At 67.1% G+C, this 22,787-nt stretch carries 15 protein-coding genes, 1 tRNA gene and 2 pseudogenes; 8 read left to right on the top strand and 10 right to left on the bottom strand.

Annotated elements, in window-relative coordinates:
- The first annotated feature begins 3,016 nt into the window (after positions 1 to 3,016).
- Together OG883_RS43065 and OG883_RS43060 are read left to right on the top strand one after the other, a co-directional pair.
- Positions 3,017 to 3,997, top strand: a complete 981-nt coding sequence (locus OG883_RS43065; protein WP_266553713.1) for a ParA family protein — start codon at positions 3,017 to 3,019, stop codon at positions 3,995 to 3,997.
- A gap of 71 nt (positions 3,998 to 4,068) precedes the next feature.
- The gene (locus OG883_RS43060; protein ID WP_266553710.1) at positions 4,069 to 4,695 is read left to right on the top strand and encodes a hypothetical protein; all 627 of its coding nucleotides are present in this window, start codon (positions 4,069 to 4,071) and stop codon (positions 4,693 to 4,695) included.
- Between the two features lie 125 nt (positions 4,696 to 4,820).
- Here OG883_RS43060 and OG883_RS43055 read toward each other — a convergent pair whose 3' ends face one another.
- The 3 genes from OG883_RS43055 to OG883_RS43045 form a co-directional block, all read right to left on the bottom strand.
- Complete coding sequence (locus OG883_RS43055; RefSeq protein WP_266553707.1) at positions 4,821 to 6,287, bottom strand: helix-turn-helix domain-containing protein; 1,467 nt, start codon at positions 6,285 to 6,287, stop codon at positions 4,821 to 4,823.
- A 598-nt stretch (positions 6,288 to 6,885) separates the two neighbouring features.
- Positions 6,886 to 7,692, bottom strand: coding sequence for a hypothetical protein (locus OG883_RS43050; protein ID WP_266553704.1), 807 nt, complete (start codon positions 7,690 to 7,692; stop codon positions 6,886 to 6,888).
- Positions 7,693 to 8,235: 543 nt separating this feature from the next.
- On the bottom strand, positions 8,236 to 8,544 hold the full coding sequence (locus tag OG883_RS43045; protein WP_266553701.1) for a hypothetical protein: 309 nt from the start codon (positions 8,542 to 8,544) through the stop codon (positions 8,236 to 8,238).
- A gap of 961 nt (positions 8,545 to 9,505) precedes the next feature.
- Here OG883_RS43045 and OG883_RS43040 point away from each other — a divergent pair.
- A pseudogene (locus OG883_RS43040) lies at positions 9,506 to 10,558 on the top strand (MinD/ParA family protein); the annotation flags it as partial.
- Positions 10,559 to 10,873: 315 nt separating this feature from the next.
- On the opposite strand, the gene OG883_RS43035 reads toward OG883_RS43040, so the two are convergent.
- The 3 genes from OG883_RS43035 to OG883_RS43025 are packed head-to-tail and all read right to left on the bottom strand — an operon-like array spanning position 10,874 to position 13,961.
- Entirely contained in the window at positions 10,874 to 12,325 is a 1,452-nt protein-coding gene (locus OG883_RS43035) for a helix-turn-helix domain-containing protein (RefSeq protein ID WP_266553699.1), read from the bottom strand.
- Complete coding sequence (locus OG883_RS43030; RefSeq protein WP_266553697.1) at positions 12,322 to 13,119, bottom strand: SAM-dependent methyltransferase; 798 nt, start codon at positions 13,117 to 13,119, stop codon at positions 12,322 to 12,324. The genes OG883_RS43035 and OG883_RS43030 overlap by 4 nt, the downstream gene beginning before the upstream one ends.
- Entirely contained in the window at positions 13,116 to 13,961 is an 846-nt protein-coding gene (locus OG883_RS43025) for a DUF5753 domain-containing protein (protein ID WP_266553694.1), read from the bottom strand. The genes OG883_RS43030 and OG883_RS43025 overlap by 4 nt, the downstream gene beginning before the upstream one ends.
- A 374-nt stretch (positions 13,962 to 14,335) precedes the next feature.
- Between OG883_RS43025 and OG883_RS43020 the strand changes: the two genes are divergently transcribed.
- Positions 14,336 to 15,010 carry a hypothetical protein gene (locus OG883_RS43020; protein WP_266553691.1) on the top strand — a complete coding sequence of 225 codons (675 nt, stop codon included), beginning with the start codon at positions 14,336 to 14,338 and terminating at the stop codon, positions 15,008 to 15,010.
- Positions 15,003 to 16,280: a DUF6545 domain-containing protein gene (locus OG883_RS43015; protein WP_266553688.1), complete on the top strand. Its 1,278-nt coding sequence runs from the start codon at positions 15,003 to 15,005 to the stop codon at positions 16,278 to 16,280. Before OG883_RS43020 ends, OG883_RS43015 begins: the two co-directional genes overlap by 8 nt.
- Before the next feature lie 30 nt (positions 16,281 to 16,310).
- On the opposite strand, the gene OG883_RS43010 is transcribed toward OG883_RS43015, so the two are convergent.
- The gene (locus tag OG883_RS43010; protein ID WP_266553685.1) at positions 16,311 to 18,002 is read right to left on the bottom strand and encodes an ISAzo13 family transposase; all 1,692 of its coding nucleotides are present in this window, start codon (positions 18,000 to 18,002) and stop codon (positions 16,311 to 16,313) included.
- A gap of 241 nt (positions 18,003 to 18,243) precedes the next feature.
- Between OG883_RS43010 and OG883_RS43005 the strand changes: the two genes are divergently transcribed.
- The gene (locus OG883_RS43005; RefSeq protein WP_266553682.1) at positions 18,244 to 18,624 is read left to right on the top strand and encodes a VOC family protein; all 381 of its coding nucleotides are present in this window, start codon (positions 18,244 to 18,246) and stop codon (positions 18,622 to 18,624) included.
- Here OG883_RS43005 and OG883_RS43000 read toward each other — a convergent pair.
- Positions 18,621 to 19,079 (bottom strand): annotated as a pseudogene (locus tag OG883_RS43000) (IS5 family transposase); the annotation flags it as partial. The gene OG883_RS43005 and the pseudogene OG883_RS43000 sit on opposite strands and share 4 nt — an antisense overlap.
- A gap of 87 nt (positions 19,080 to 19,166) precedes the next feature.
- Between OG883_RS43000 and OG883_RS42995 the strand changes: the two are divergent.
- The gene (locus OG883_RS42995; RefSeq protein WP_266553679.1) at positions 19,167 to 20,087 is read left to right on the top strand and encodes a squalene/phytoene synthase family protein; all 921 of its coding nucleotides are present in this window, start codon (positions 19,167 to 19,169) and stop codon (positions 20,085 to 20,087) included.
- A gap of 21 nt (positions 20,088 to 20,108) precedes the next feature.
- On the opposite strand, the gene OG883_RS42990 is transcribed toward OG883_RS42995, so the two are convergent.
- On the bottom strand, positions 20,109 to 20,855 hold the full coding sequence (locus tag OG883_RS42990; protein WP_266553676.1) for a helix-turn-helix transcriptional regulator: 747 nt from the start codon (positions 20,853 to 20,855) through the stop codon (positions 20,109 to 20,111).
- Between the two features lie 648 nt (positions 20,856 to 21,503).
- Here OG883_RS42990 and OG883_RS42985 point away from each other — a divergent pair.
- Entirely contained in the window at positions 21,504 to 22,508 is a 1,005-nt protein-coding gene (locus tag OG883_RS42985) for a helix-turn-helix domain-containing protein (RefSeq protein WP_266553673.1), read from the top strand.
- Between the two features lie 183 nt (positions 22,509 to 22,691).
- Here OG883_RS42985 and OG883_RS42980 read toward each other — a convergent pair.
- Positions 22,692 to 22,765 (bottom strand) — tRNA-Met (locus OG883_RS42980).
- Between the last annotated feature and the right edge of the window lie 22 nt (positions 22,766 to 22,787).

Here is a 22,787-nt window from a genome sequence, read left to right as displayed (position 1 = left end):
CGCCCCCTCAAGAGCCACGCACGGCGGACCTGCGGGATTCCTGATGCCGCGCACCCAAGTCCCCGTGGGGGCTCGCGATGCGGTGGAGGTTTCCCGTGGAGACCTGCTGGTCCTGACGGCCCGATTCTGCGCGCCGCAGCCTCCCGACCGTCAGAGGTACCCCCAGAGAGGCCGCAGGCGGCTCTCTAAACGCCTTTCTCGCGCTGGTAGGGGAATTCCTCCACCCAGTCTGAGATAGCGCCTCCAGCAAGAAAGGTGCAGGTCAGAGGGCATGGGAAAAGCGCTTTCAGGGGGTGCATTTCGGATATTTTTGACCCTGGTGAGGGCCCCGCGGTCTGACCACCCGCGGGCTCTATCTTCGTCGAGGAGCGGCTTGTCGGCCGTCGGCGGGTCCCCCATATAGCCGTCTACTATCGGTGGGCGTGCGTAGCCAACAGGCACGCCCCACAGCCGTTTCGGTCGCGTCTTCGCGGCGACCCAAGTTGTCGGCATGGAGCTCAGGAAGCGAAGCCTGTTGGTCGCCGGCTTCAACTCTCCCGACAGACGGTGTTCGGCCGACAGGTCCCTCATAGCAGCGGGGTACGCTCGGCTCGGCCGTCCCACCTGGCCCCGATCGGCATGGAGATGGCATCCCCCGGCAGGCGGATGTAAGGGCCGGGTAGTCAGACTTCTGCAGCGCGGCGGGCCCGGAGCGCAACGCCGGCTCCGCCCTCCCCCTCGCCGCTTGGGCGCAGACCGCGGCCCGTGCACCCGTCCTGTCGAGACGGATTCCCGGTCTGGCTCACTTCCTCGTGACGGTCGCGATCGCATACCCCGCCTGGCGGCGATGGAACGAGTCGATCCCACATCGCATATTCGACCTCCTGAGGAGCGACGCCCTTCAAGCCACCCTCAGGGAAGTCAGGGGGAGCAGCGGAGAGGGGTCGGCCCGATAGCGCCGTCAGTCGCGACCGTGGCGAGGCAGACCCGCCGATGCTGGAGCCGGACGGATCGCTCGACTCCCAGTACTCGGGCCTCAATGCGGCCTCGCGTCATACGAGGAGCCGAAGCTGAGGTCTCCGAACAGCCTGGTCAGTACGTGGTGCCAGGGCCGTGCACCAACATGCTTTCGTGTCCCTGGTGAGGAGGACCTTCACGCCGGTGTTTCCGCTCTTACTGGAGCCGCGGGGGGAGGCAATTCGACGCCACGCCTCCACGGCCTTAGATCCCGTGCCAAGAGGACCAGGTTGTGGAGCGCTAGCCCCACTCGACGCATCTGTGGGTTGGGATTGGGGTTCATACTCCCCCCATTCCACTCCTCCCGGGAAGGTGAACCTGCTCACGGCTTCAGCTTGTATCAGCTGCTCGGGCGGATCCCCTTCATCAGTTGGGTGAGGTAGGGCCGCAGACGATCGCATTGATCAAGCTCTCAGCATCGTGAGGGCAGGCCCCTGGTTGGGTTGCGCTCATACAGACTCTCCGGCGCTGCGGATGACCGATGCCCGAGTGGATGTGAACGTGGCGAAACGCATATGTGGTCGGTGGAAGGCCAATAGAAGCCGACGCCTTCCGCGCTCCGAAGGGCCTTGCAGCTGCCCTACGAGCATTGCCGTTCTGCTGGGTACTTAACTGAGCCCCTATACGCCCGCCTGAGGGCCTATCTCACCCCTCCCAGGGGGATCACCCCGGGACGTCGCCAGTAGGCCGCCTGAGCGCATTTCCGCAGGTCAGGAGGGGTTTTCCGTCCGCGATAAATGCATGGAAAACGGGCAATTCGAGGTGCGGTCGGAAGCCTGTCGCACACAGCATTTGCTTGGCTTCAGGTGATTAGACAGGGAATCAACACCTGGTTTCTGCTTCACGCTTACACACGGTTGACACACTCATGGGAGGCGGGTTGAGCAATGTAATTGACACTGCCGGATTTACAGGTCGCTTAGACCTGTGGCAACACTCCTGCCCTGCAGTTGCTCAACTATTCAGTTCTCACGTGGATGTTGGGCCATGAGGAAAAGCGTGGAGTGGCAGATTGGTACCCCTCCTTTTTAATGTGCGGTATCCAGACAAGCGAAACACGCATAGCTCTATTGAGGGAGACTCATGCGCTACCACCGATTGAAATCCACGATGTGCCCCTTTATGTACCTACGTTACTCACGACTTGAGGAGAGTAGGTTTTATCTGAGTGCCAAGCGCAGGATTTGCTAGTTGTCTGAGCGAAGTGATTCCCATGGATAGAGCATGACTGCATGATGTGTCTAGAAATAGTCGTTGTAACTACCTTGCATCACCCGTTCTTCTCTGCCTTTGTTAGAGTAGATATAATCCGTGTTATGCAGGGCGGGGTAAATTGAGCGAGAACTAATTGAGAGACGCCGTTATAGACAAACTGACCCCCTGCTGGGTTCACCGCTCTGATCCCCTGGTTGCGAACGGGGGAGTCGCATCAGTGTCATGCGGTATTGAGAGCGTCAGTTACCCACTGGCTGGACACATGGATAGCCAGGGAAGGGAATAGGTGTGTTCTACCCCAGTGTGTCACTCTGAGTGATCCATGCGTACTCGCAAGGGGGTAACTCTGAGGGGTCAGCCAAGTCTCTGACCAGCTCGCAATGGCGGTGAAAATAGCTGCTCTGAAGGAAGGCATGCAGGACGTTGTGCAGGAAGTTGTGAAGGTCGTTTCCGCAGGTCAAGTCTCGGATGTTCAGCTGAAACTCATCCCCTTTGTTGGCGACTCTGTATCTCATCTTGTTGAAACGTCCCTGGATGCACCGGTTGACTCGGCAGTTGAGTCTAGGTAACTCTCGGTGATGGCGACAGGCGGTAGGGCCCTGGTCTACTCAGCTGACGACATCGGGGGGCTCTACAGAGCGGTCTCGTGGTTGAGATCGGTCTTGTCAGCGTGTTGTGGCCACTTCGATGTGATCATCGTGGTTCAATGCCTCCTGCGTGCCATCGCTAGGCCCTGGCTGTCCCAGGGGTAGCTGGCTCGAAGCGTGGAGCGGGACCGCTCCAGACCTGAGCGGAGGATGACGAGTTGAGCCTGACCTTGCCGCAGAGCATCGTGCTGACCGAGTACGACAAGGACTATCCAGTCGAGGTGCCGTGGCTCGACTTGTGGCACGTCTACGTCGTGGCTAACGACAAGGGCGGGGCCGGCAAGACCTCGACCGTGGCGAACCTCGCCCTCATGATCCTCAAGAAGCTGCGCCGCGGAGATCCGAGTAAGGGCATCCCTGGTGACCCGGAGGCTCGGGTCCTCGTCATCGACCTCAACGCTCAGGGCAACCTGACGGTGCACGAGTTCGGTGCCAGCGAAGAGCAGAACGACCACGGCAAGGGTCTCTACGATGCCCTCCACGCCGGCTCGCCGCTCAAGCCGATCACCGTGCGCCCTGGCCTGGACCTGGTCCCGGGCGGAGGCGAGTGGCTGAAGGATGACGTGGCGACGCTGTACCGCCGTCTTCGGGACAAGTACGACGCGAATGCGGATCTCCGCCTCCTCCAGTGCTTGCTGCCGATTGCTGGCGACTACGACTTCATCCTGATCGACACTCCGCCGGAGAACCCTCCGCTGCAACGCCTGGCCATGGGGGCTGGTCGATGGATCATCACGCCCGCCAAGACGGACAACGGCTCTCTCGACGGCGTGAAGGAAATGAGTGAGCAGTTCAAGAGGGTGCGGAAGGTCAACCCGCTCCTCACCCTCCTCGGGGTCGTGCTGTTCGCTACTGGGCGGAAGTCCACGCAGATTCACCAGAAGGCGGAGAAGCGGCTGCGGGAGATCCTGAAGGCGCGGTACTTCAAGTTCGGAACCAACATTGGCCACAGCGAGGCGGTCGCCCAGGAATCGCGCGACGTCGACGGTGAGCCCTTGGTCGCGCTCTTCGAGCGTGCAGAAGGAGGCGACACCAGTCTTCCGGAGACCGTGCGGGCAGTGCACGAGGACTATCGCAAGCTCACCGATGAAGTGATCGCCCGGTCCGCTGAGATCAAGAAGCAGATTGAGGAGTCCTGACGATGTCGACTGAGACCGAGCCGACAACCACGAACACGGACGGGGACGACGACCTCTTCCCTCAGGCCTCCATGTCATCACTCGCCGGGATGAGCGGGCGCCGGAAGAATCCTGCGGCGAGCGCTTCGCCTGCTGCGCGTGCTCCCGAGCGTGAAGAGCCGGCCGAGGACACCGCGGACCAGGCGGGCTATGGAGGACAGCCCCTGGATGACGAAGAGCAAGCCCCAACACGTCGTCGGCGTCCCCAGCAGCGTGCCCCGCGTGCCAGGCAGCCTCGGCCGGACAGCGATGAGTCGACCGATGTACCGGTAAGTTTCCAGGTCTCGGAAGGTGTGCGTCGGCGCCTCGACAAGGCCCAGTCGCAGGCTCTGACGAGCAGCCGGACCCGCAAGGGGCACCTGGAGTTCATCCTGGAGGCACTGGACGCGGGCGCCGAGGAGGGCTGGGAAGCCGTCGTCAAGGCATCGGTTCCCGAGAGGAAGGCCTCCCGATTCGGTGGCGTGCGGCCGCTGAAGGATCGTGACTACGCCGGAACGGGATCGGAGAGCCTGTACGTGCGAATGGAGCCAGAGATGGTGGCCGAGCTCGACAGTGCTCTTGAAGAGGCGAAGGTTCCTGATCGAAACAAGCTCGTTGCCATGTGCTTGAACCGGTACCTGCCTGGGCGGAAGGAACGGCCCACGGGCAGCGGCAGCTGACTCTCTCGCCCTCACACCCTTCGGCGGCTCATCCTTTTTGCGAGGGATGGGTCGCCGGACGTGTTGATGAGATGAGGAGAGCCAGCACTACGTGAGTCCATGAGTGCCGAGAGGCCATCGTGGACTCACGCTGCATCCCAGACCCAACAGCCGTCAGTCGCCACGTACAGACCCACGATGACCTCGCCCGTGGTGGGGTCGATGGCGCAGCCGTCGGCGCGCAGGTACTGCGGCTGGGCCGCGGCCGGGTGGGGGAGGGGGGTCTGCTGGGCGGCGCGGCGGTGCTCAGCGAGGCGGACTTGTTCGTGGCGCCAGTGGATCCGCTGGGCCTCGTGGTGCCGGCGTCGCCGTTCTGCCGCACCGGCGGTGCCCAGGCGCTCGGCGGTCTCGGTCCAGCTGGCGACGGGGTCGGCGCAGTCCTGGGTCGGCGTGCCGATGCCTTCCAGGGCGGTGGGGGAGAGGTGGTAGAGCTCTCCTTCGTGGTGGATGAGGCCGAGGTCCTTGAGTTTTCCGAGCTGCCGGTAGGCGGTCGGACGGGAGATGGAGGCGCTGGCCCGGAGTTCGGTGAGGCTCTGCCCGTCTCGTTCGGCGAGGGCTGACAGGACGGCGAGTCCGCTGCCTCCGAGGCAGTGGTGTGCGAAGGCGTCGAGGTGCATCAGCTGGCCGGCCGTCCGGGAGTCGATGTCGGCGCCGGTGTCGGGCTGTCTCACGACTGGGCCACTCATGGCCCCCCCAGCCTCCGGCCCTTTGGGGGTGGACCAGTGGTGAGACGTGGTGGAAGGCAGGCGGGAGAGGAGCATCCAGCGGGCGCCTTCGGTGGGGGAGCCGTTGTCGAGCTGGCGCAGCATCTTGTTGTGGAGGAGGCGCTGGTTGGAGTTGTGGGCGGTGGTGCGGCTGCAGCCCATCCGTTCGGCGAGGTCGCGTTCGGAGACGGTGTGGTCCCAGCTTCCGGCCCGGGCACAGATCTCCATGCGTGCAATGAGGTTGCGCAGGTCGGTCTTGCCCGCGATGCCCTTCCAGGGGGTGCACTCGATGCGTGAGCGGAAGGCCGCGAGCGCGGCGTGGAAGTCCTGGCGGGTACTGATGGGGTCGGTGGACTGGACGTACTGCTGTGCGCCGTCCCAAGCTCTTTGGAGCCATGCGGCGGCCTTGTCGTAGCCGCGGCGGTGGTGGAGGGTGCGGGCGTGCTGCCCGGCCTTGTACGGGCCGTCGAGCATGACTTGGAGGAAGGCGGCGCGGTTCCATCCCACGCGGACAGCGTCGGCGGCCACGGCTCGGGTCATAGCCCAGGCGTGGTCGGATGCGGCGGTGTTCTTCCCGCCGCGCTGGAGGTTGCCTGTCGCGTACGCGGCGTCCTGGTCGCCGAGGACGAGGAGCTTGTGCATGCGGGCGGACAGGGGCGGGAGCGGGGCGAGGAGCCCGGTCCTCTGCAGCGGTCGTCCCCCGAAGTGGGCATCGAGGCCCGAGGAGCTCGCCTTGGCTGGCCGGAGCGACGAGTGCACGGACTGCGACGCGGGCAAGGCGGGGGAGTGGCGGGTCGAGGGGAGAGGCCGTGCTCCGGCCGCGGGGAGGGTCGCTATCGCACTGGCCATGATCACAGCACCCCCGCCGAGATCCACGAGCGAGCGGTGGAGAACGCCCGCGGGTGGGGGCACAGCGCCGCGGCTCCGGTCTTGGTGCGGCACTGGGAAGGGTGGGGGAGGAGGCCCGGATGGAGGGCATAACGGGATGATTGGGGCAGGGGTGGGTGACAAGCGGCAGCTATCTGCTGCATCATGAACGCGATCCGTTCCCGGTGTCGTGGAACGTCGAGGCCCCCTGGCAGGGGCGTGAGCTCCGGAGTGGGAGTGATTTCGCCCGGCTCCTTCGGCAAGGAGAAGCCGGGACTCGCTCGACTGGCAGGTCGGGCGATGTCGAAGGGCCGGCGGCTGATGGGGTGGTGGCACACCGCATCGAGCACGAGGCCGGGCCCGGTGTGTACTGGCAGACAGCACCGGGGCCGCGGGGCGCTAGGTCATCGGATGCTCCCTGCGCAGTTGTCTGCCGTTCCTGACTGACACGTCGTCCTCCTTGGCTGGGCGTGGCCTTCGCCGAGGCCAACGTGCGTATGCGCCCGGCAGCGTGGACCGCTGTGCGGGCGTCGGAGGGGCCGCTGCGTGGCTCGTGAAGGGCAGGCGGCCCGGGTCTGGGTCACGCGGCCTGGGCGGCCGCGAAGCGGTGGTGGGCGATGACGACGCTGGACTCGATGGCCGCCTGTACGGCGTTGCGCATCAGTCGCCCGTAGGCGACCAAGGGGTCGCCCTGCGCGTGATCGGGGGCGAGGATGCTGACGGCGGCGACCACGCGCGGCTCGGCACCGGGGATGGCCGGGGCGCCGGGCAGGCGGCGGACCGGGACGGAGACCAGGATCCAGCCGGGCAGCGGCGACTCGGTGAGCGCGACCTGGGCGGACCGGATCTGACGCAGGTCCTCGCGCAGCGGAGCGTCATGGCCGGCGAGGTTGGCGAGCATGACCAGGCCCGGCGCGTCGGAGTCGAGGGGGGCCCGGCGGAGTCGGTCCACGGCCCCAGGGGTGAAGGCCAGTTTGCGGCGGAGGCGCACGTCGTGGGCCCCGGCGGCGGCAATGCACAGGCGCTCGCCGGTGACGGGGGAGTAGGTGTGCAGCAGCACGGCCTGCTGGGTGCGGTTGTGAATGCCTTCGAGGAGGAGGGCGGCGTCCAGCAGGGGAGTGGTGCTGGGGTGCACGAGCTCCGGTGTATCGGTCGGAGCGGCCGTGGTGGGGCGGAGCTCCCAGTACCCGAAGCGCGGCCGGTAGCAGACCTTGGCCTTGAAGAGCTGGAGCAGCCGCCGCCTGACTTCGTCTTCGTCCATGGTCGTGCGCGCGGTGATGTCGCGGGACTTGTGCGGACCCGGGCCGAGCTGGAGCAGGGCATGGAGCACTGCGTTCGTGCGGTCGCGCTCCCTGCGCTGATGCGAACTACGCGAGCCGATGTCCATAATTCCTCCCCGTTGCGCCAAATCAGCACGTCAGCCGGGGCAGTTGGTGCTGTTGGTCTGCCCACAAGATCTCTATCTGGGTGCACGTGGGGCTGACCAGGAACACCCCCTTCCGGAAGACCCTCTTCCTGTGACGGAAGGTGATCAGCAGCTGTGAGATTGCGGCGTAAAGAACGGGTATCAGTCCATTCGCCGCTGTTGCTGTGAGTCAGATGTGTGGAAACTTTCACGTTCCTGACGGAGTGAAATGTCGATAGATAGTCGTCGTTCGCCGCGTGCCTTCTACGACCAAAGAGGAGATGCGTGCCCGACAGATCCGGCATTCGTCTCAAAGTGGAACGCCACTGGTGTAGGCCTTGCCGGTGTGGTCCCTCCGTCGCGCAGGCTCCTGTGCCCCGGAAGTCCAGGCAATTCCCGCTGTTTCACGATCATTTGTGCAGTAATAGCGGAAACGCCCGGATGTGTGCGCAGTGTCAGGGGCGTGCGCCCGCGCTGAGGGCGATCGGCGGGATCGTCACGCCCTCGAGTTGGCCGGGGCCCACCTCATCGACGATGGCGGCTGCGGCCCGGTAGACGGTGCGGCACAGCGCTCGGCCGGGAGGATACGCCGGCTTCACCAACGGCCTTTTCGAGCCGCCAATCCATCAGCTCCGACAGCTCGAGCCCGGACAGCGCCACGCGCACGAGCCCGGTGCCGGCCGGTTGCTGCATGCCCTCGGCGAAGTGCACGGTGCCGTACCGGCGGGCACATCGGATGAGCATCGCCGACCACACAGACGGCGCACACACCAGCTCGATCCGCGCGATGCCCGCGGCGACGTTCAGCCTGCGGCGCCGTCGCACCCACTCCATACCGTGACTCCGGTTTCGGATTTCGGACCTTGGCAGCCGCCGACATGCGCGGCACCGCCCCGCCCACCCACCCACTCACGCGCCCAGCGGCCGCGATGGCCGCCCGGCCTGTCTGGTGGCAGCGGGCGGGATCCGATTTCAACTGGTGTTCCTCCTGGCGGGAAGAAGCGTGCTGGCACGCCGATCACCTGTGGTTCCTCGGGCACGCTGGCTCTGACCGCACCGAACCAACCGCCGAGAAGGGGAGACGTCGCAGCAGGCGGGCGTGAGCGAGCAGCCGCGGTCAAGGGGGCCGACCAGAGCGCCGGAACCGCAGCGCCGCTCACCTCCTGGTCCCGCATCAGATCCAGGCTCGACGCCGCGAACAGCACCGCCCACCCGGTGGTTGCTCAGATCAGGAGGAAGCATGCACAGCCAGCCAGCAGGGGGAGACGCGGGCTGGGCTCCGAGCGCACAGAGCCAGCCGACCAGCGGCGACGACGCCGCACCCGACCATGGGCCCTTCGCCGTCACCTACACGGGCCCGGCCTGGTACGGCCAGGCCGCCCCCCAGCCCGTTCCCGCCCCCGCGCCGCCGGCGCCGAAACCGACCGCTCCCCAGCCGCAGCAGGCCCCCGTGCCCGCGGCGCCCGCGCCCTGGCCCAGCCAGCCCGTCCACCACGCGGCGCACCCGGAGCCGGTGCAGACCATGCAGCCCCCGTCCGCGAACTACGCAGCTCAGCCTCCGGCGGCCGCGTACCCGCAGCAAGGGCCGCCGCCCGCGCAGGCCGGGTACGGATACCCGCCAGCCGTCACCCACCCCACCCCCGCCGCTCCCGCGTTCTCGGCCAGCGGCCCCGCGCCAGCAGCCGCCGCCTGGCCGCCGCAGCACACCGCGTCCGCCGCCATGCCCACCGCCGCACCGGCGGCCCCCGCGGCCCCGTATGTACCGACGCACCAGGCGCCTCCCGGCCCGGCGCAGGCACCACTGGGGCACAGCGCCGCGACCGAGCTGTCCTCCGAACGGCTCCTGCGCGGGGCCCCGCCCAAGCCACGCAGCGCCCGCCCCGGAACCCGCCCCTCACGCTTCCGGATCGGCGGTGCGCGCGAGGACGCCGAGATGCAGCGCAAGCTGGAGGTCATCCGCACACCGGTCCACTCCTGCTACCGGATCGCCGTGATCAGCCTCAAGGGCGGCGTCGGCAAGACCACCGTCACCACAGCGCTCGGCTCCACGCTCGCCAGCGAGCGCCAGGACAAGGTCCTGGCCATCGACGCCAACCCGGACGCCGGAACCCTCGGACGGCGGGTGCGGCGCGAGACCGGAGCGACCATCCGCGACCTGGTGCAGGCGATCCCCGCCCTGAACACCTACATAGACATCCGCGCGTTCACCTCGCAGGCCCCCTCGGGCCTCGAGATCCTCGCAAACGACGTCGACCCCGCCATCTCCACCACCTTCAACGACGACGACTACCGCCGCGCCATCGACGTGCTGGGCCGCCAGTACCCGATCATCCTCACCGATTCCGGCACCGGCCTGCTCTACAGCGCGATGCGCGGAGTCCTCGACCTGGCCGACCAGCTGCTCGTCGTCGCGACCCCGTCGGTGGACGGCGCCTCCAGCGCCAGCACCACCCTGGACTGGCTCAACGCACACGGCTACACCGACCTGGTCAGCAGGGGCCTGACGGTAGTCTCCGGCGTGCGAGAGAAGGGCCGGATGATCAAGGTGGACGACATCGTCGCCCACTTCTCCGCCCGGTGCCGCGGCGTCATCTCGGTCCCCTTCGACGAGCACCTGGCGGCCGGTGCCGAAGTGGACTTGGACCTGATGCGGCCCAAGACCCGCGAGGCGTATCTGGACCTGTGCACCCTCGTCGCCGAGGGCTTCATCACCCGCAGGGCCAACCCGCACGCCGCTACTCCCGCCATCCCGGCGGCCTACCCCTTCTCGCCCCAACCGGCTGAGCAGCACGGCTACGGCGTGCCGCTCGGGTATCCGCAGACCAGCCCCTTCCCGCCGCAGCCGCACTGACCACCCGGGCGCGCGAGCAAGGGCGACGCGAAAGGCGCCGGGAGCAGCCAAGTCCGCCTCGGGGGAGAGGGGTTCATCCCGTCTCCCGCCGTGCGGGAAAGCTGGATGAGCCGGACGCCAGGGAGCTCCGTACGGCCGCCGGCTGCTTGGTTCGGCCAGCTCGTCGGCGGCTGGCCCCGGCCTGGACGAGCACGATGGTATGGAGGTATTCGTGCAACTGACCGGTTCTACGCTGCTGGCTGCGGCGGGTGGTTCTCACCCCCGAGTCGGCGGGGGTGGCAGCGCAGACATCCCGGGCGGCGAGGCTTCCCCTTACGTCCGTTGCCCTCGATACGTTCTGCCTCCGCGTCGCGGCAGCTGGGTGGGCGTGTCGTCAGGTGTCGCGATCGTCTCGGCGGCTAGATGGAGTTCCGCCCTCACCGTCGCGGACGACAGGTCCAGGCGCAGAGCCTTGCCGCACTTTGTCAGCCAGTCGGTGAGCGTGCTCCGGCTCAGGTTCAACTCGGAGGCAGCGGGAGCGGTGCGGCCACGGTGCTGGAGCCAGCATCGAAGGGCGATGCGCTGGGGCTTGTCCAGGGGTTTGAGACGTGCCGAGGCCCAGCGATGGGCTTGGTCGGGGCTGAGGAGATCGGTGGGCAGTGGCGGATCGGGGACGAGGCGCGCGGATGAGCAGATCTGCACCGGCGTGGCCGGTGCGCGCACGGCCAGCAGGAGTTGCGCCTGCACGGTGGGGTGGTCCAGTTCGGTGGCGAGTAGCGTGCTGATCCCGCGTAGTCGTGTGCGGACCGTGCCCTCGGACACGTCCAGCACCGATGCTGCCGCCTGTGCGGATCCCGACCGCAGGGACGCCTCCAGTGTCCGGTGCTGCTCGCGGTCCAGGGGCTGCAGGATTGATGCGGACCAGGCGGCGAGGCGATGTTCGGGCACGACGCGGAGGAGTCCGTGTGCACCCATGCCGGTGGCGGATGTCAGGCAGCCGCCCGCTGAGCTGTGACGTGCACTTCCGGCCTCGGTCCACGCTGTGGCGACCATGTCGAGCGGCACTGGGCCCGACACGCCGGCTGTCAACTGGTGCTGCTCGGCGATGCGCCTGACGAGGGGGAGTGCACAGTGGTGGTCATCGCCGATGCCGTGGAGGGCGACGACCACCAGTTCCTGTCCCTCCACACACACCAGCATGCGGGTGTTGCTGAGGGAAACGCTGGGCTGTGTTGCTCGCAACAGAGCCTGCTGCGCGATTTGCACGGACTGCCCGGTGAGACGGAACACCGTGGCATGCGTGACGGCGGGGCCGCCCAGCACGTCGGTAGCCAGGTGAGGCTGGCAGCTGAGCAGGAGGTGCAGAACCGCGGTGTGCAGCCGCTGCTCGGCTTGGTGCGTCTCTTCCGCCCGACGTACCCGGGCCCGCATTCTGAGCAGATCGACGGTGGTTCGCGCGATCAGGTCGGTGCGGGACGCGGGTGCTGTCGAGCCTGGGCCGATGACGAGGACGGCACCGGTCATCTTGCGGATAGTCAGGTGCGGGTGGACCTGGGGGTGCGCGGCGGCACGCACCCCCTCGGGTCCGGCTGTGTCGGGTGCGCTGCAGACGAGGCGACCCATGTGGTCCGCTAGAACAGCCCAGCCGTCGGACAGCGCCGCGGCTTCAGCGATCAGCTGGGCGTCGGAGTGGGCCGCTGCACGGGTGAGCCGTCGCACCACCTGGTACCGCGTCACCTCCTCAGGGGAGGAGGGAGACACGGGCCCCAAACTGCTCGTGGTCATGTTATCCGCGCTACCCCGCCCCAACCCGCGCGGTCGGTAAGACGGCCGGTGTTCGCGTCGGGGCGCCAGCGAGGCCAGCTCGTAAAGCCGGGCTCGACGAGTTCCGTGCCCTCGAAGAGCTCGATGGCGACCGATGGCTCGCGGAAGACGTAGGGAATCGCTCCGGAGTTGTTGTATTCGTCCTGCACCGCCTGGTGCTCCTCGTCCGCGGCGGTGGAGTGGCTTAGGGACAGGTAGCTTCCCGAGGGGAGCTGGTCCACCATCTTGCGCACCAGGCCCCGAGCTTCGTCCCAGTCCACGATGTGGCCCAGCACGTCGCTGATGACCAGAGCGATCGGCTTGGTCATGTCCAGCGTCTTGGCCGCGCCCTCCAGGACGGCGTCGGTGTCACGCATGTCCGTCTGCACGTAGGCGGTAGCGCCCTCGGGGGTGCTGGTGAGCAGCGCATGTACGTGCAGCAGCACGATGGGGTCGTGATCTATGTAGACCACTCGGGAGTCGGGCGCAATCCGTTGTGCGACTTCATGGGTGTTGTTGCGCGTGGGCAGCCCGGCTCCAAGGTCGATGAACTGCCGAATGCCGGCGTCCTTGGCGAGGAACGTGGTGGTGCGCCGCAGGAAGTCCCGTGATTCCCCGGCGAACGGCACGATGTTGGGGTACTTGCTGCTGTAGGCGTCGCCGGCCGCCTGGTCAGCGGGGTAGTGGTCTTTGCCGCCCAGCCAGTAGTTCCAGACACGCGCGCTATGAGCGACGGAAGTGTCGATCTGAGGGGACGGGCGAGTCGGTTCGGTCATGCCAGTGCTTCCCTTGACTTGTCGGGATGAGGAGCGATAACGCAGGAGTGGTCCATCAGTACGTGATACGCCGTCACCACGTTGAGTGCGTCGGATACGTCGGCGGTTCCGGGGAGTCCTCCTTCACGGACCACGTGATCGGGGATCTCTGGCACGTCAACCCGGTAAAGGGTCACCGTCGGCATGCCGCTCATGACGTGGAAAGGCGCTTCCAGTGGGTGAATCTGGAGAGTCACATCGGGGCGCTGTACCGCCTCCCGCAATGCCTGCCGTTGCTCGGCCATCACGCTTTCGCCGCCTACGGATGTTGCGAGCGCCGTGGCTGACATGAGCGCCCAGATGCGGGTGTTCTGCTCACGCAACCGCTCCTGGCGTGCGAATAGCAGTTCGGCTCGCCGGTCCTTGTCTGCGGAGGACAGGTCCGGTCTGCGGACGTCATCGACGGCGCGAGCGTAGGCCGAAGTGCGCAGCAGCGCGGGAATGAGTGCGGGCTCCCACACGCGGATGATGCGGGCTGCGGATTCCACGCTCATCAGGTCCAGCTGCCATGGGTCCATGACGGAACGCCACCGATGCCACCAACCAGGGAGGTTGGCAGTCGCGAGCTGCCCGAGGAACTCCCCAATCTCCGTAGCGCACGCTCCGTACGCCGTCAGCAGCGTGTGGACCTGGCCCTCGTCCAGGGAGGTCTCGGCCAGTTCGATGCGGCGGACAGTCGCCGCGTGGGCTCCCAGCGCCTTGGCGGCCTCCGCTCGGGATACCCCTGCGGCTTCGCGCAGGGTTTTGAGCCGGGTGGCGAGAACGAGGTGCGCGACGGTCCTGCCAGACCTCTCGCGGGCCACAGACTCTCCTTCCGACACTTTGCGCAACTTGCAGGTAGTGCACAGTTTGTATCTTGCAATCTGTGTTCGCAACCCGTTGAGTATGTCCAACCTGCTGCAGTGACTTGGCAGTTACAGGTGGTGAATGCCGCGCGATTGACGCGAGCACGCCACCTCGGGGTGCTCCACCGGTTCGCGTACGCCGCGCCGAACCGGTAGAGCGAGTCGGGTGTGGTCGACCCCCACGGGGAGCAGAACGGGGAGCGCGAATGAATAGGAGTGATGCACGACGGCCGGCCCAGAACGGGTGCGCTGTCAAGCAGCCGCGCCTCGGAGCCCGCCACTCGATGGCCGCCGAACTGCATGACCGGACCAGCGCGTGCGCTTTCGCCCCCTTGTCTGCCGCAGAGCCGACCTGGGCACAGGCATGGTGCGACTGCAGGAGCGAGGGGGGAGCCGACGCCAGGCTCAACGAGGGTGTCCGTGAAGCGCGACCCCACCGCGCAGCTGCTCTTGCCCGCCGCACCACCCGCCGGTGGAGAGACCTGCTCGACAGCTTCGCCATCTACCGCGACACCCGCCGGACGGCCCGGGCCATCCGCAAGGACGTGGGGTTGTTGGGCGTTTGTGACATCGACGCCCTGATCGAACTCGTCTCGGCCCGGCGTGGACGGCCGATCAACGTGCGCGCCGAGCCTCTGCCGGTCAGTGCGGCATGCGGCTCCAGCCACTACTTCGACTCGATCGTCGTCGACTCCGACGCCAGCGAGCTCACACAACTCCACGCGAAAATCCACGAGTTAGGGCACCTCCTGTACGACGCGCCCAGTCGCGGGTGCCACCGCTCCGCAGAGGCTCATGAGCCGATGGCCCAAGACCTGGCCAGGCAACTGTTCCCGGGCTTGAAAGCCGACGAGGTGAGCGCCTTCTTCAAGCGCTCGCACTACGACAGCAAACAGGAGCGCCGCGTCGAGATCTTCGCCACCGTGATGCTCGAACGCCACCTGCTCCTGCGCGGGAGCGCCGACTCCGTCACCTCCACCTTCACCCACAGGAGGGCCGGTGTTTGACCCGACGACTGCGGTCTATCTGGCGATGGCGGTCATCTTCCTGGTCATCGCCGGTTGGAAGGCCCTCGCCTTCCTGCGTGAGCCCTCGCTCCCTCTCGCACTCATAACGGCGGCGTTCTTCGTCGGGGGCGTCGTGTATGCCATGGCCTCACCCGCCGGGTACCGGATCCTGGGCGCGGAGTTCGGCGAACCGAGGATTGCCACACTGCCCGTCTACGCCGGCATCCTGCTCTGCTACGCCGACACCCACATCCTCACGCTGCTGTGGACGCCTGCCCGCGACACACCCCGCTCGATCGTTCGCAGAACCGTCGCGCTCTGGACGGCCGCCTACGGGCTGGCGATCACAGCGATGACCGCCGCGTTCCTGCATGCCGACCTCGACGGTCCCGCCGACCCCCTCCGGTTCAACACCCAACAGGCCGACGAGCCATGCGTGCTCGTCTTCCTGATGATCCTGCTCGCCGTCCTCACCTGCGGAACACTCAACACCTGGCAGCGTTCGCGACGCACGGCAGGCACCGACCCCCGGGTCCGCCACGCGCTGCGCTGGTTCGGCGGCAGCATGCTCGTGACCTTCGGATACGTCCTGTGCTCGGCGCCCGCCATCCTTCTCGCCGCCCTCGGGCACCAGGAGCTTCAGACGCTCGGCGTGGTCGGCTCCTACTTCGGCATCCTCGGCTGCCTGGGCACCTGCTACGGCATGAGCGGAGCCGCCGTCACCGCCTGGCTGCGCGAGCGCCGGGACTCCGCCGCGCTCCAGCCCCTGTGGAAACTCGTCGTGGGCGACATCGACCAGGGACTCATGTACAGCCCCACCAGCGCGAAGCCACACGTCTGGGGAATCCTCCGCATCGTGCTGACCCGCAGGATCATCGAGATCCTCGACGGCATCCGCACCGTGCAGCCCTGGGCCAGTGCAGAGGTCGTGCAAGCAGTCCACGACCTCACAGACCGCACGCTGCCCGAGGACGAGCTGGAGGCGATCGTGACCGCGGCTGCCCTGCGTGACGCCGCCGCCCGCTACCAGGCATCCGCCGAGGCCGCGCAACCGGCCGGTGAGCAAGCCCGTGCAGCCCAGACCGCTCAGGCCGCAGGCGTGCTGCCGGGATCGGGAACGGCAGCACAGGACGAGCGCGCCCGACTCGTGCGCGTCGCCCGTGCACTGCCGCATCCGCTCGTCGTCGCCGCGCTCGAACTCACCGCGATCAGGCGGAGCGCGGCGGCCAGCGACTTCTCTCACGAGGAGTCGGCCAGCGGGCACCGATAGGACACGCGCCGCCTAAGGGCCCGTAAAGAATCAACACGTTGGTTTGGTCTCTGTCGTGAGGGTCGCGCCGTGTGCTGTGGCGTGGACGAGGAGTCCTGCCAGGGTGTTGAGGTGTGCTGCTGGGGGCCGGGGGGTGTGTGCGTGCTGGTCCATCAGTCGCCGGATCTCGCTGGTGGTGTGGCGGATGGTGTCCTTGCTGACGGTGAAGAGGTGAGCCAGCGCGGTGGGCGGCAGGGCGAGGTTTTGTTGCAGCACGGTGAGCAGGACCCGGTCGGCCAGGTCGAGTTTGGCTTTGCGGCCGCCCCCCGGGGCCCGGCGTCGTTCACCGCCGTCGCGTCGTGTGGTGGCGTCCTGTTTCTGCAGCGCCTGCCAGTCAGCGGTCAGGGTCTCGGTCAGCCTGGTCAGTGCGGTGCGGGTCATGCCGGTCAGGGCGGGATGTGACAGGGCATCGCGGTCGAAGACCAGCGCCCGCCCGGGGGTTGGCCCGGTGGGGTCCGCCGGGCCGGCCGGGCGAGGGTGGACGGTGTAGTTCCATTCGCCGTGGAAGGCATGGCCGGTGACCGGCACTGCGTTCAGCTCGGTGTCGCTGACCTTCACACCGGTGGGATAGGCGCCGGTGTCGAGTTCGGCGTGGACGGTGAGGCCGGTGCGGGTGGTGGTCGCGGCGATGGACTGCACGACGACCTCGTGGCTGTTCAGCGGTCTGCCGCGCCAGTTCATGGTGATCGCGGAGAACAACCGATGCTCCACCTTGTTCCACTTCGATGTGCCCGGCGGCATGTGGCAGACCGTGACGGCCAGGCCGGTCTGGGCGGCGAACGCAGCCAGTTCGGTTTTGAAGGCCCGGGTGCGGTAGCCGTTGGAGCCGCCGGCATCGGCGGTGATCAGCAGACGTCTGGCCTGCGGGTAGTCGAGGCACCCACGCGCCTGCCACCAACGGCGGATCGATTCGACCGCGAAGGTGGCGGTGTCGTGATCCGTACCGACGTTCACCCAGCCGGTGTCCGCCGCCAGGTCGTAGATGCCGTAGGGCAGGGCCTTGCCCAGTGCATCACCGGGGAAGTCATGGACGTCGACCCGCACCGGTTCACCGGCCGGCCGCCATTGACGTCCCGCATTCTTGAACTCCCCGACGACTTCCTTCTTTTTCGTGTCCACACTGACCACCGGCTCGCCGTCCGCCTGGTGGTCCTTGACCTGGTCGTTGATGTACCGGAACTGCGCGTCCTGGTCAGGGTGTTGAGTCCCCTCAAGGGTCTTGGCATTGGCCTGCAGACTGAACCCGTTCTCCCGCAGCAGCCTGCCCACGGTCGGCGCCGAAGCGGCACGGCCCTGCCGCGTCAGCTCCCCGGCCAGAGACCGCAGCGACTTGGTCGTCCACCGCAGCGGCGACATCGGATCGCCCCGCTCATCCGGCTCGACCAGCGCCAACAACGCCGGAACGAGCAGCGGGTCAAGCTCCTCGGCGCTCTTGCGACCGCCGCCGTCCCGGCGGACCCGGCCATCGGGCAGTGGGTCCTCACCGCCCTCCAACTCGAAGACGCCCTTCCGCACCGTCGTCTCGCTCACCCCTGCGGCACGCGCGACGGCCCGGACCCCACCATGCCCCAGCAGCCGGGCCTCGGCGGCCAGCGCCAGCCGCTGCTGCCGCTCATTCAGATGAGGGAACAACACCCCGAATCGAAGGGCAAGTTGGTCACGAACCTCGATTGATATGCGCATACCACACCAACGACAGAAACACCGTGAAGCAACGTGTTGATTCTTTACGGGCCCTAAGAACGGCTAACACAGTGGAGTAGATCGAGCTGGATCGCTTGTCTGGGCGGGGAGTTGGGCACGCTTTCGGGGCTGGCGCCTCGTGCATGCCAGTAGGCTCTGGGGCCTGCCTGGTACCGACGAGAACCCTGGAGTACTCCCCGAGATGCGCGGACGCCCCAGCCACAAGCCCGACAGCCCTCGCATGTCGAGACACGATTGGTGGGGCGTCGTGCTGGAGGCCCCCGATCCGCAGGCGCTTGCACGCTTCTACTCGGAGCTGCTGGGCTGGGCGATTACGAAGGAAGAACCTGACGGTGCCGCTATCGCGCCACCAGAGGGCGTGGCCTACATCGCCTTCCAGCGATCGGATGGATACGTCCCTCCGGTCTGGCCCGCCCAGGCGGGCGCTCAGCGGATCACGATGCACCTCGACTTCGAAGTGGTGGATCTGCACGCCGCTGTTGCGCACGCGCTCGAACTCGGTGGGTGGGAGGCCGAGCATCAGCCGCAGGACAACGTCAGGGTGATCCTCGATCCGGCCGGTCACCCCTTCTGTCTTTACGTGGATGGCGACAGCAGCTAAGACAGTGACCGGAGTTGCCGGTGGGTGATGAGGCAGCAAGCCAGTTTGAGGAACGCTTCGTGGATGTCTGCCCGCCGTTCCCAACGCACCCGGAGACGTCGGAAACCGTGCAGCCAGGCGAAGCTCCGCTCTACCACCCACCGGTAGACGCCGAGTCCGGTGCCGTGCCGGGTGTTGCGGCGGCCAATGGCCGGCACGATGCCTCGGGCACGGACCTGGTCGCGGTACATGTCGTGGTCGTAGCCGCAGTCGGCGAAGAGCGAATCGGGCTTGCGGCGAGGGTGTCCGACACGGCCGCGGATGGCTGGGATGGCGTCGAGCAATGGCAGGAGCTGGGTGACGTCGTTGCGGTTGCCGCCGGTGAGGATGACCGCGAGCGGGGTGCCGTGGCCGTCGGTGATCAGGTGATGCTTGGAGCCGGCCCGGCCCCGGTCGACCGGCGACGGGCCCGTCTTGAGCAGCCCTCACGAGCCCGCGCGTCCTGCTGCGCACCACCCGCACGCTCCTGACTCAGTAACCACCAGCACAGCAAGGAACACGAAATGCCCACATGGACCCGCACGCTGCGACAGGCCGGAATCGCCGAGCCGGACCTGCAGGCCGCGTACGGCCACCAGCGCACCCTCGTCAAGCGCTTCAAGACCGAGGAGTACTGGACGGTTCGGCTCCTGCTGCCAGCACACCTGCACCCGCCCCTCATCGCCGCCGTCGCCTTCATGCACGAGACGGACCAGCGCATCGACACCGGCACGACCGACGCCCGCAGGCGAGCGCTGGGGGAGTGGGCGACCGCCACGCGAGACGTACTCAGCGGTGCGCAGACCAGCAGCACAACCCTCCAGGTCCTCGGGGACGCAGTTTCGCGTCAACCACAGCTCCAGCAGCGTGTCGAGGACTTCCTGCAGGGAGCTCACCACGAAGTGGACTACGCCGGCTTCGACACCGAGGACGAACTGCAGACCTACATCGACGGGTACTCGCTGCCCGCCTTCATGCTCCTGGCCTGCCTGCTGGATCCGAACTCCGAGGCCGCCGACGAATTCGAACACCGCTGCCGTGACCTCATCGAGGCGATGCAGCGCGTCGACTTCCTCGACGACCTCGCCGAAGACGCGGCGGCGCAGGGTCACGTCGGCATCCCGGGCAAAGACCTGGCCCACCACGCCCTGTCCGTCACAGACCTGCGAACGCCCACGGACGCCGTCCGGGCGCGGCTTGAGCAGCTGGTCGAGGAACAGGCTGAACTGGCACACCTGCGCCTGGCCGTCAGCCGGCAGCTGACCAGCTTGGTGCCACGGCAGACACGCCCCTTTATCACCGCCATGCTGCGAGTCCAGGAGCTGCGGCTGCGTGCGGTCAGGCGGAAGGGCGGATGCCTGGCCGACGGAGGCGCACGTCCGTCCGTCCCCGGGCTGTTGGGGGTGCTGGCACGTCAGTACGGTGCGGCACTGCGGGCGCGGTAACGGGAAGGGCAGGCAGCAAGGTCACTTCTTGAGATGATTTGGCCCCTCGGGCGCGCCGTCGTGCGCCAGGCCCAGAACCCCTCGCACCACGTTCATGACGCTGCGCCGACGTCCGGCGGGCAGCGCGCGCATCGTTTCCGTGAGCTCGCGCAATTCGCTGTCCTCGGGCTGCGGTTCGGGCGCCGGCGTGGGAGGGGCGAGCCCGCTGAGGAGGGCCGCCCGGAGTTCCTGCGCCAGTTCGTCGTCGCCGGCCGCGATACTGCCGCGCAGCGCCATGTGCTCGATCTGGACGCCCTTGAGCTTGGAAAGGACCAGTACCTGGTCGCTCACGCGCGCAAGCGCTTTGACCAGCGCTTCTTCGCCGCTCATGGTCAAGAAGCCCGGCGATACGTGAAAGATCCGCTCCAGTTCCCTGTTCACATCCGGGTTGGGGTTGCGGTCACCCCTGATGTACGCGCTCATCGTCGGTTTGGCGATCCCCACACGGCGCGCGAGCTGTTCACCGGAGTACTGCTTGCCGTCATCTCGCGGGCGGGTGCGGCGCAAGAACTTCAGCCGCTCCGGGAACGAGTGGTCGAGCTCGTCCGGCGTGACCGCTTCACCAGCGAACAGGCGCCTTACGACGTCGGCCGGGATACTCGTCGTCGACTCGATGTGATCGAAGTCGATCAGGACTTCGGGCGTGCGGTCCAGAGCCTCAATCTGCTTCGTGAGCGCAGCTACAACCGCCGCAAGGTCCTGCCCCCCGGGGGTGTCGGGAGTGTCCATAAAAGGGCGGTCTCCTGCTCTCTGTTTAAGATCCGTGGCGTTCAGCGGGCGTCACGCTACCCGCTCTCCGATGTACCTCACATCATCATCGGTCAATTTTGTAGCCACTCTGGCGCATTATCGGCCACAAGGGCTACAAACGTTGACACTCTCGGTGGTGTGCAGCATGATCGCTGCTTGTGGGCGAACTGTCTACCCGCTCCATTTCGGCGGGTGCAGATTCGACCATCCATGCCATGACGCGACCCCGCGGTGTCGCGTCCTGTGCCGGGTCCGGTGAGCAGGTCTTGCGGCCTGAGGCACCAGACCCGGCGTCATGACCCTGCTTGGAGATCCTTCATGAGCCCTGCACCACCGAGGCCAGACACGGACGGTAGCCGCGCATCGCGGAATCCGTTCGCGCCTGGGCCGGTGGTAGCGAACACTGGGAGCCTGCTCGCGTCGTACGCGGGTACAGCCGTCAAGTGGGGCCTTCGGCTTGCCGGCACCGGCAAGCCCACGACCACGCACATCGTGGCGGACCAGGCGCTGGGACTGCGTACGGCGCGTCGGGCGGGAGCTGGTAGCGACCGTACTTCTCTGGGTGTGCCCCAGCAACGGTCGCCAGCGCGGCCGGGAACAGAGCCGCATCGTTAAGGGGGAGCCGCAATGCACACCGACGTTCAATCGGACGCCGGCCGGGAGGAGACCGCGGAGTTCTTGGCCTCAGAGATTCAGGCCAAGCGGCTGCAGCACTTCCTCAAGGGGCGCCGTGATCACCTCGACCTGAGCCAGGAAGATGTCGCCGAGCGGCTGGACATCAGTACCCGCTCCTACGGGAGCTGGGAGAGGGGCCGGGTCACGCAGTGGGCCGACGAGAAGCTGTACGACCTGGCGGAAGCCCTCGAGATGTCCGAGTACCAAGTCACCCGCCTGTTCCTGTACGCCGTCGGCCGCGCACCGCAACCTGACCTGCGCGCCCGCCGCACTGAATCGCAAGACCCCGACGTCGCCGCCTTCCTCGGCGACTACACCGTCATGCTGGACGCTCTGTCGCTGCCCACCTTCGTCATTGACCAGCGGTGGGACGTCAGGATGGCGAACAAGGCCTACCGCGACCTGTTCCGTGACGTGCGCGCCCACCCGACCGCGATGCCCTCTCGCAACTTCCTGAGGTTCGGCCTCTTCCACCCGGATGCCCCGTCGATTTTCGTCGACCACCTCAAGTGGCAGCTCGCCATGCTCGCGCAGCTCTCGTCCAGCCTCGAACGGCACAGTGAGGACAACGGGCTCCAGGCCATCCGCCGCGACGTGTACCGCCACCCCTCGCTCCTCGACGCCTACCTCACCGACATGCCCAACTGGGTCCTGGGCAGCGGCGCCGACCTGGTCCACCACGAAGGCGCGGTCCGCGAACTGCGTCACCCCGACCCGCACGTCGGCCTCCAGGGATGCCGACTGGTCGAGGAGACCCCGCGGTCACTGAAGCGCCTCGGGTTCCTGCGCCTCACCCTGGTGCTCATCGACCTCGACGAGCGGTTCATGTCGGTGTACGACAAGTCGCCGCGCCCGGTGACGGTCGATGTCTTCCAGGGCGAATCACTGGTGCTGCTTCCCGAGAAGGGACAGCCCGACATTCTGGATTACCGCTACGCCCAGACCGGTTCCCGCTGACCGCGCGATGGCGCGCACGGTACCGGGACCGCGCAGGGCGCGATGCCGTGCCCTTCTTCCGGCGGCCAGCGGGCTGCAGCCGGAGCGCCCGCTGCGCCAGCGGGCCGGTGGCGGCGAGGAGTTCGGGGAGCCGGAGCAGGAAGCACTGAAGGGACCCGGCTGGCGCTGGGTCCCTTCGTCTCGTAGCGGGGACAGGATTTGAACCTGCGACCTCTGGGTTATGAGCCCAGCGAGCTACCGAGCTGCTCCACCCCGCGTCGGTGGTGCCACTCTACACAG

The organism is Streptomyces sp. NBC_01142, assembly GCF_026341125.1.
Taxonomy (GTDB): Bacteria; Actinomycetota; Actinomycetes; order Streptomycetales; family Streptomycetaceae; genus Streptomyces.
The sequence above is the reverse complement of the archived record's forward strand: the minus strand, read 5'-3'. Positions and strand labels throughout refer to the sequence as shown.

What these genes read in the sequence shown, in the direction of transcription:
- OG883_RS43060 (WP_266553710.1), top strand. Translation starts at nt 4,069, where the DNA reads ATGTCATCACTCGCCGGGATGAGCGGGCGCCGGAAGAATCCTGCGGCG.
- OG883_RS43055 (WP_266553707.1), bottom strand. Translation starts at nt 6,287, where the DNA reads ATGGCCAGTGCGATAGCGACCCTCCCCGCGGCCGGAGCACGGCCTCTC.
- OG883_RS43050 (WP_266553704.1), bottom strand. Translation starts at nt 7,692, where the DNA reads ATGGACATCGGCTCGCGTAGTTCGCATCAGCGCAGGGAGCGCGACCGC.
- OG883_RS43045 (WP_266553701.1), bottom strand. Translation starts at nt 8,544, where the DNA reads ATGGAGTGGGTGCGACGGCGCCGCAGGCTGAACGTCGCCGCGGGCATC.
- OG883_RS43035 (WP_266553699.1), bottom strand. Translation starts at nt 12,325, where the DNA reads ATGACCACGAGCAGTTTGGGGCCCGTGTCTCCCTCCTCCCCTGAGGAG.
- OG883_RS43030 (WP_266553697.1), bottom strand. Translation starts at nt 13,119, where the DNA reads ATGACCGAACCGACTCGCCCGTCCCCTCAGATCGACACTTCCGTCGCT.
- OG883_RS43010 (WP_266553685.1), bottom strand. Translation starts at nt 18,002, where the DNA reads ATGCGCATATCAATCGAGGTTCGTGACCAACTTGCCCTTCGATTCGGG.
- OG883_RS43005 (WP_266553682.1), top strand. Translation starts at nt 18,244, where the DNA reads ATGTCGAGACACGATTGGTGGGGCGTCGTGCTGGAGGCCCCCGATCCG.
- OG883_RS42995 (WP_266553679.1), top strand. Translation starts at nt 19,167, where the DNA reads ATGCCCACATGGACCCGCACGCTGCGACAGGCCGGAATCGCCGAGCCG.
- OG883_RS42990 (WP_266553676.1), bottom strand. Translation starts at nt 20,855, where the DNA reads ATGGACACTCCCGACACCCCCGGGGGGCAGGACCTTGCGGCGGTTGTA.
- OG883_RS42985 (WP_266553673.1), top strand. Translation starts at nt 21,504, where the DNA reads ATGCACACCGACGTTCAATCGGACGCCGGCCGGGAGGAGACCGCGGAG.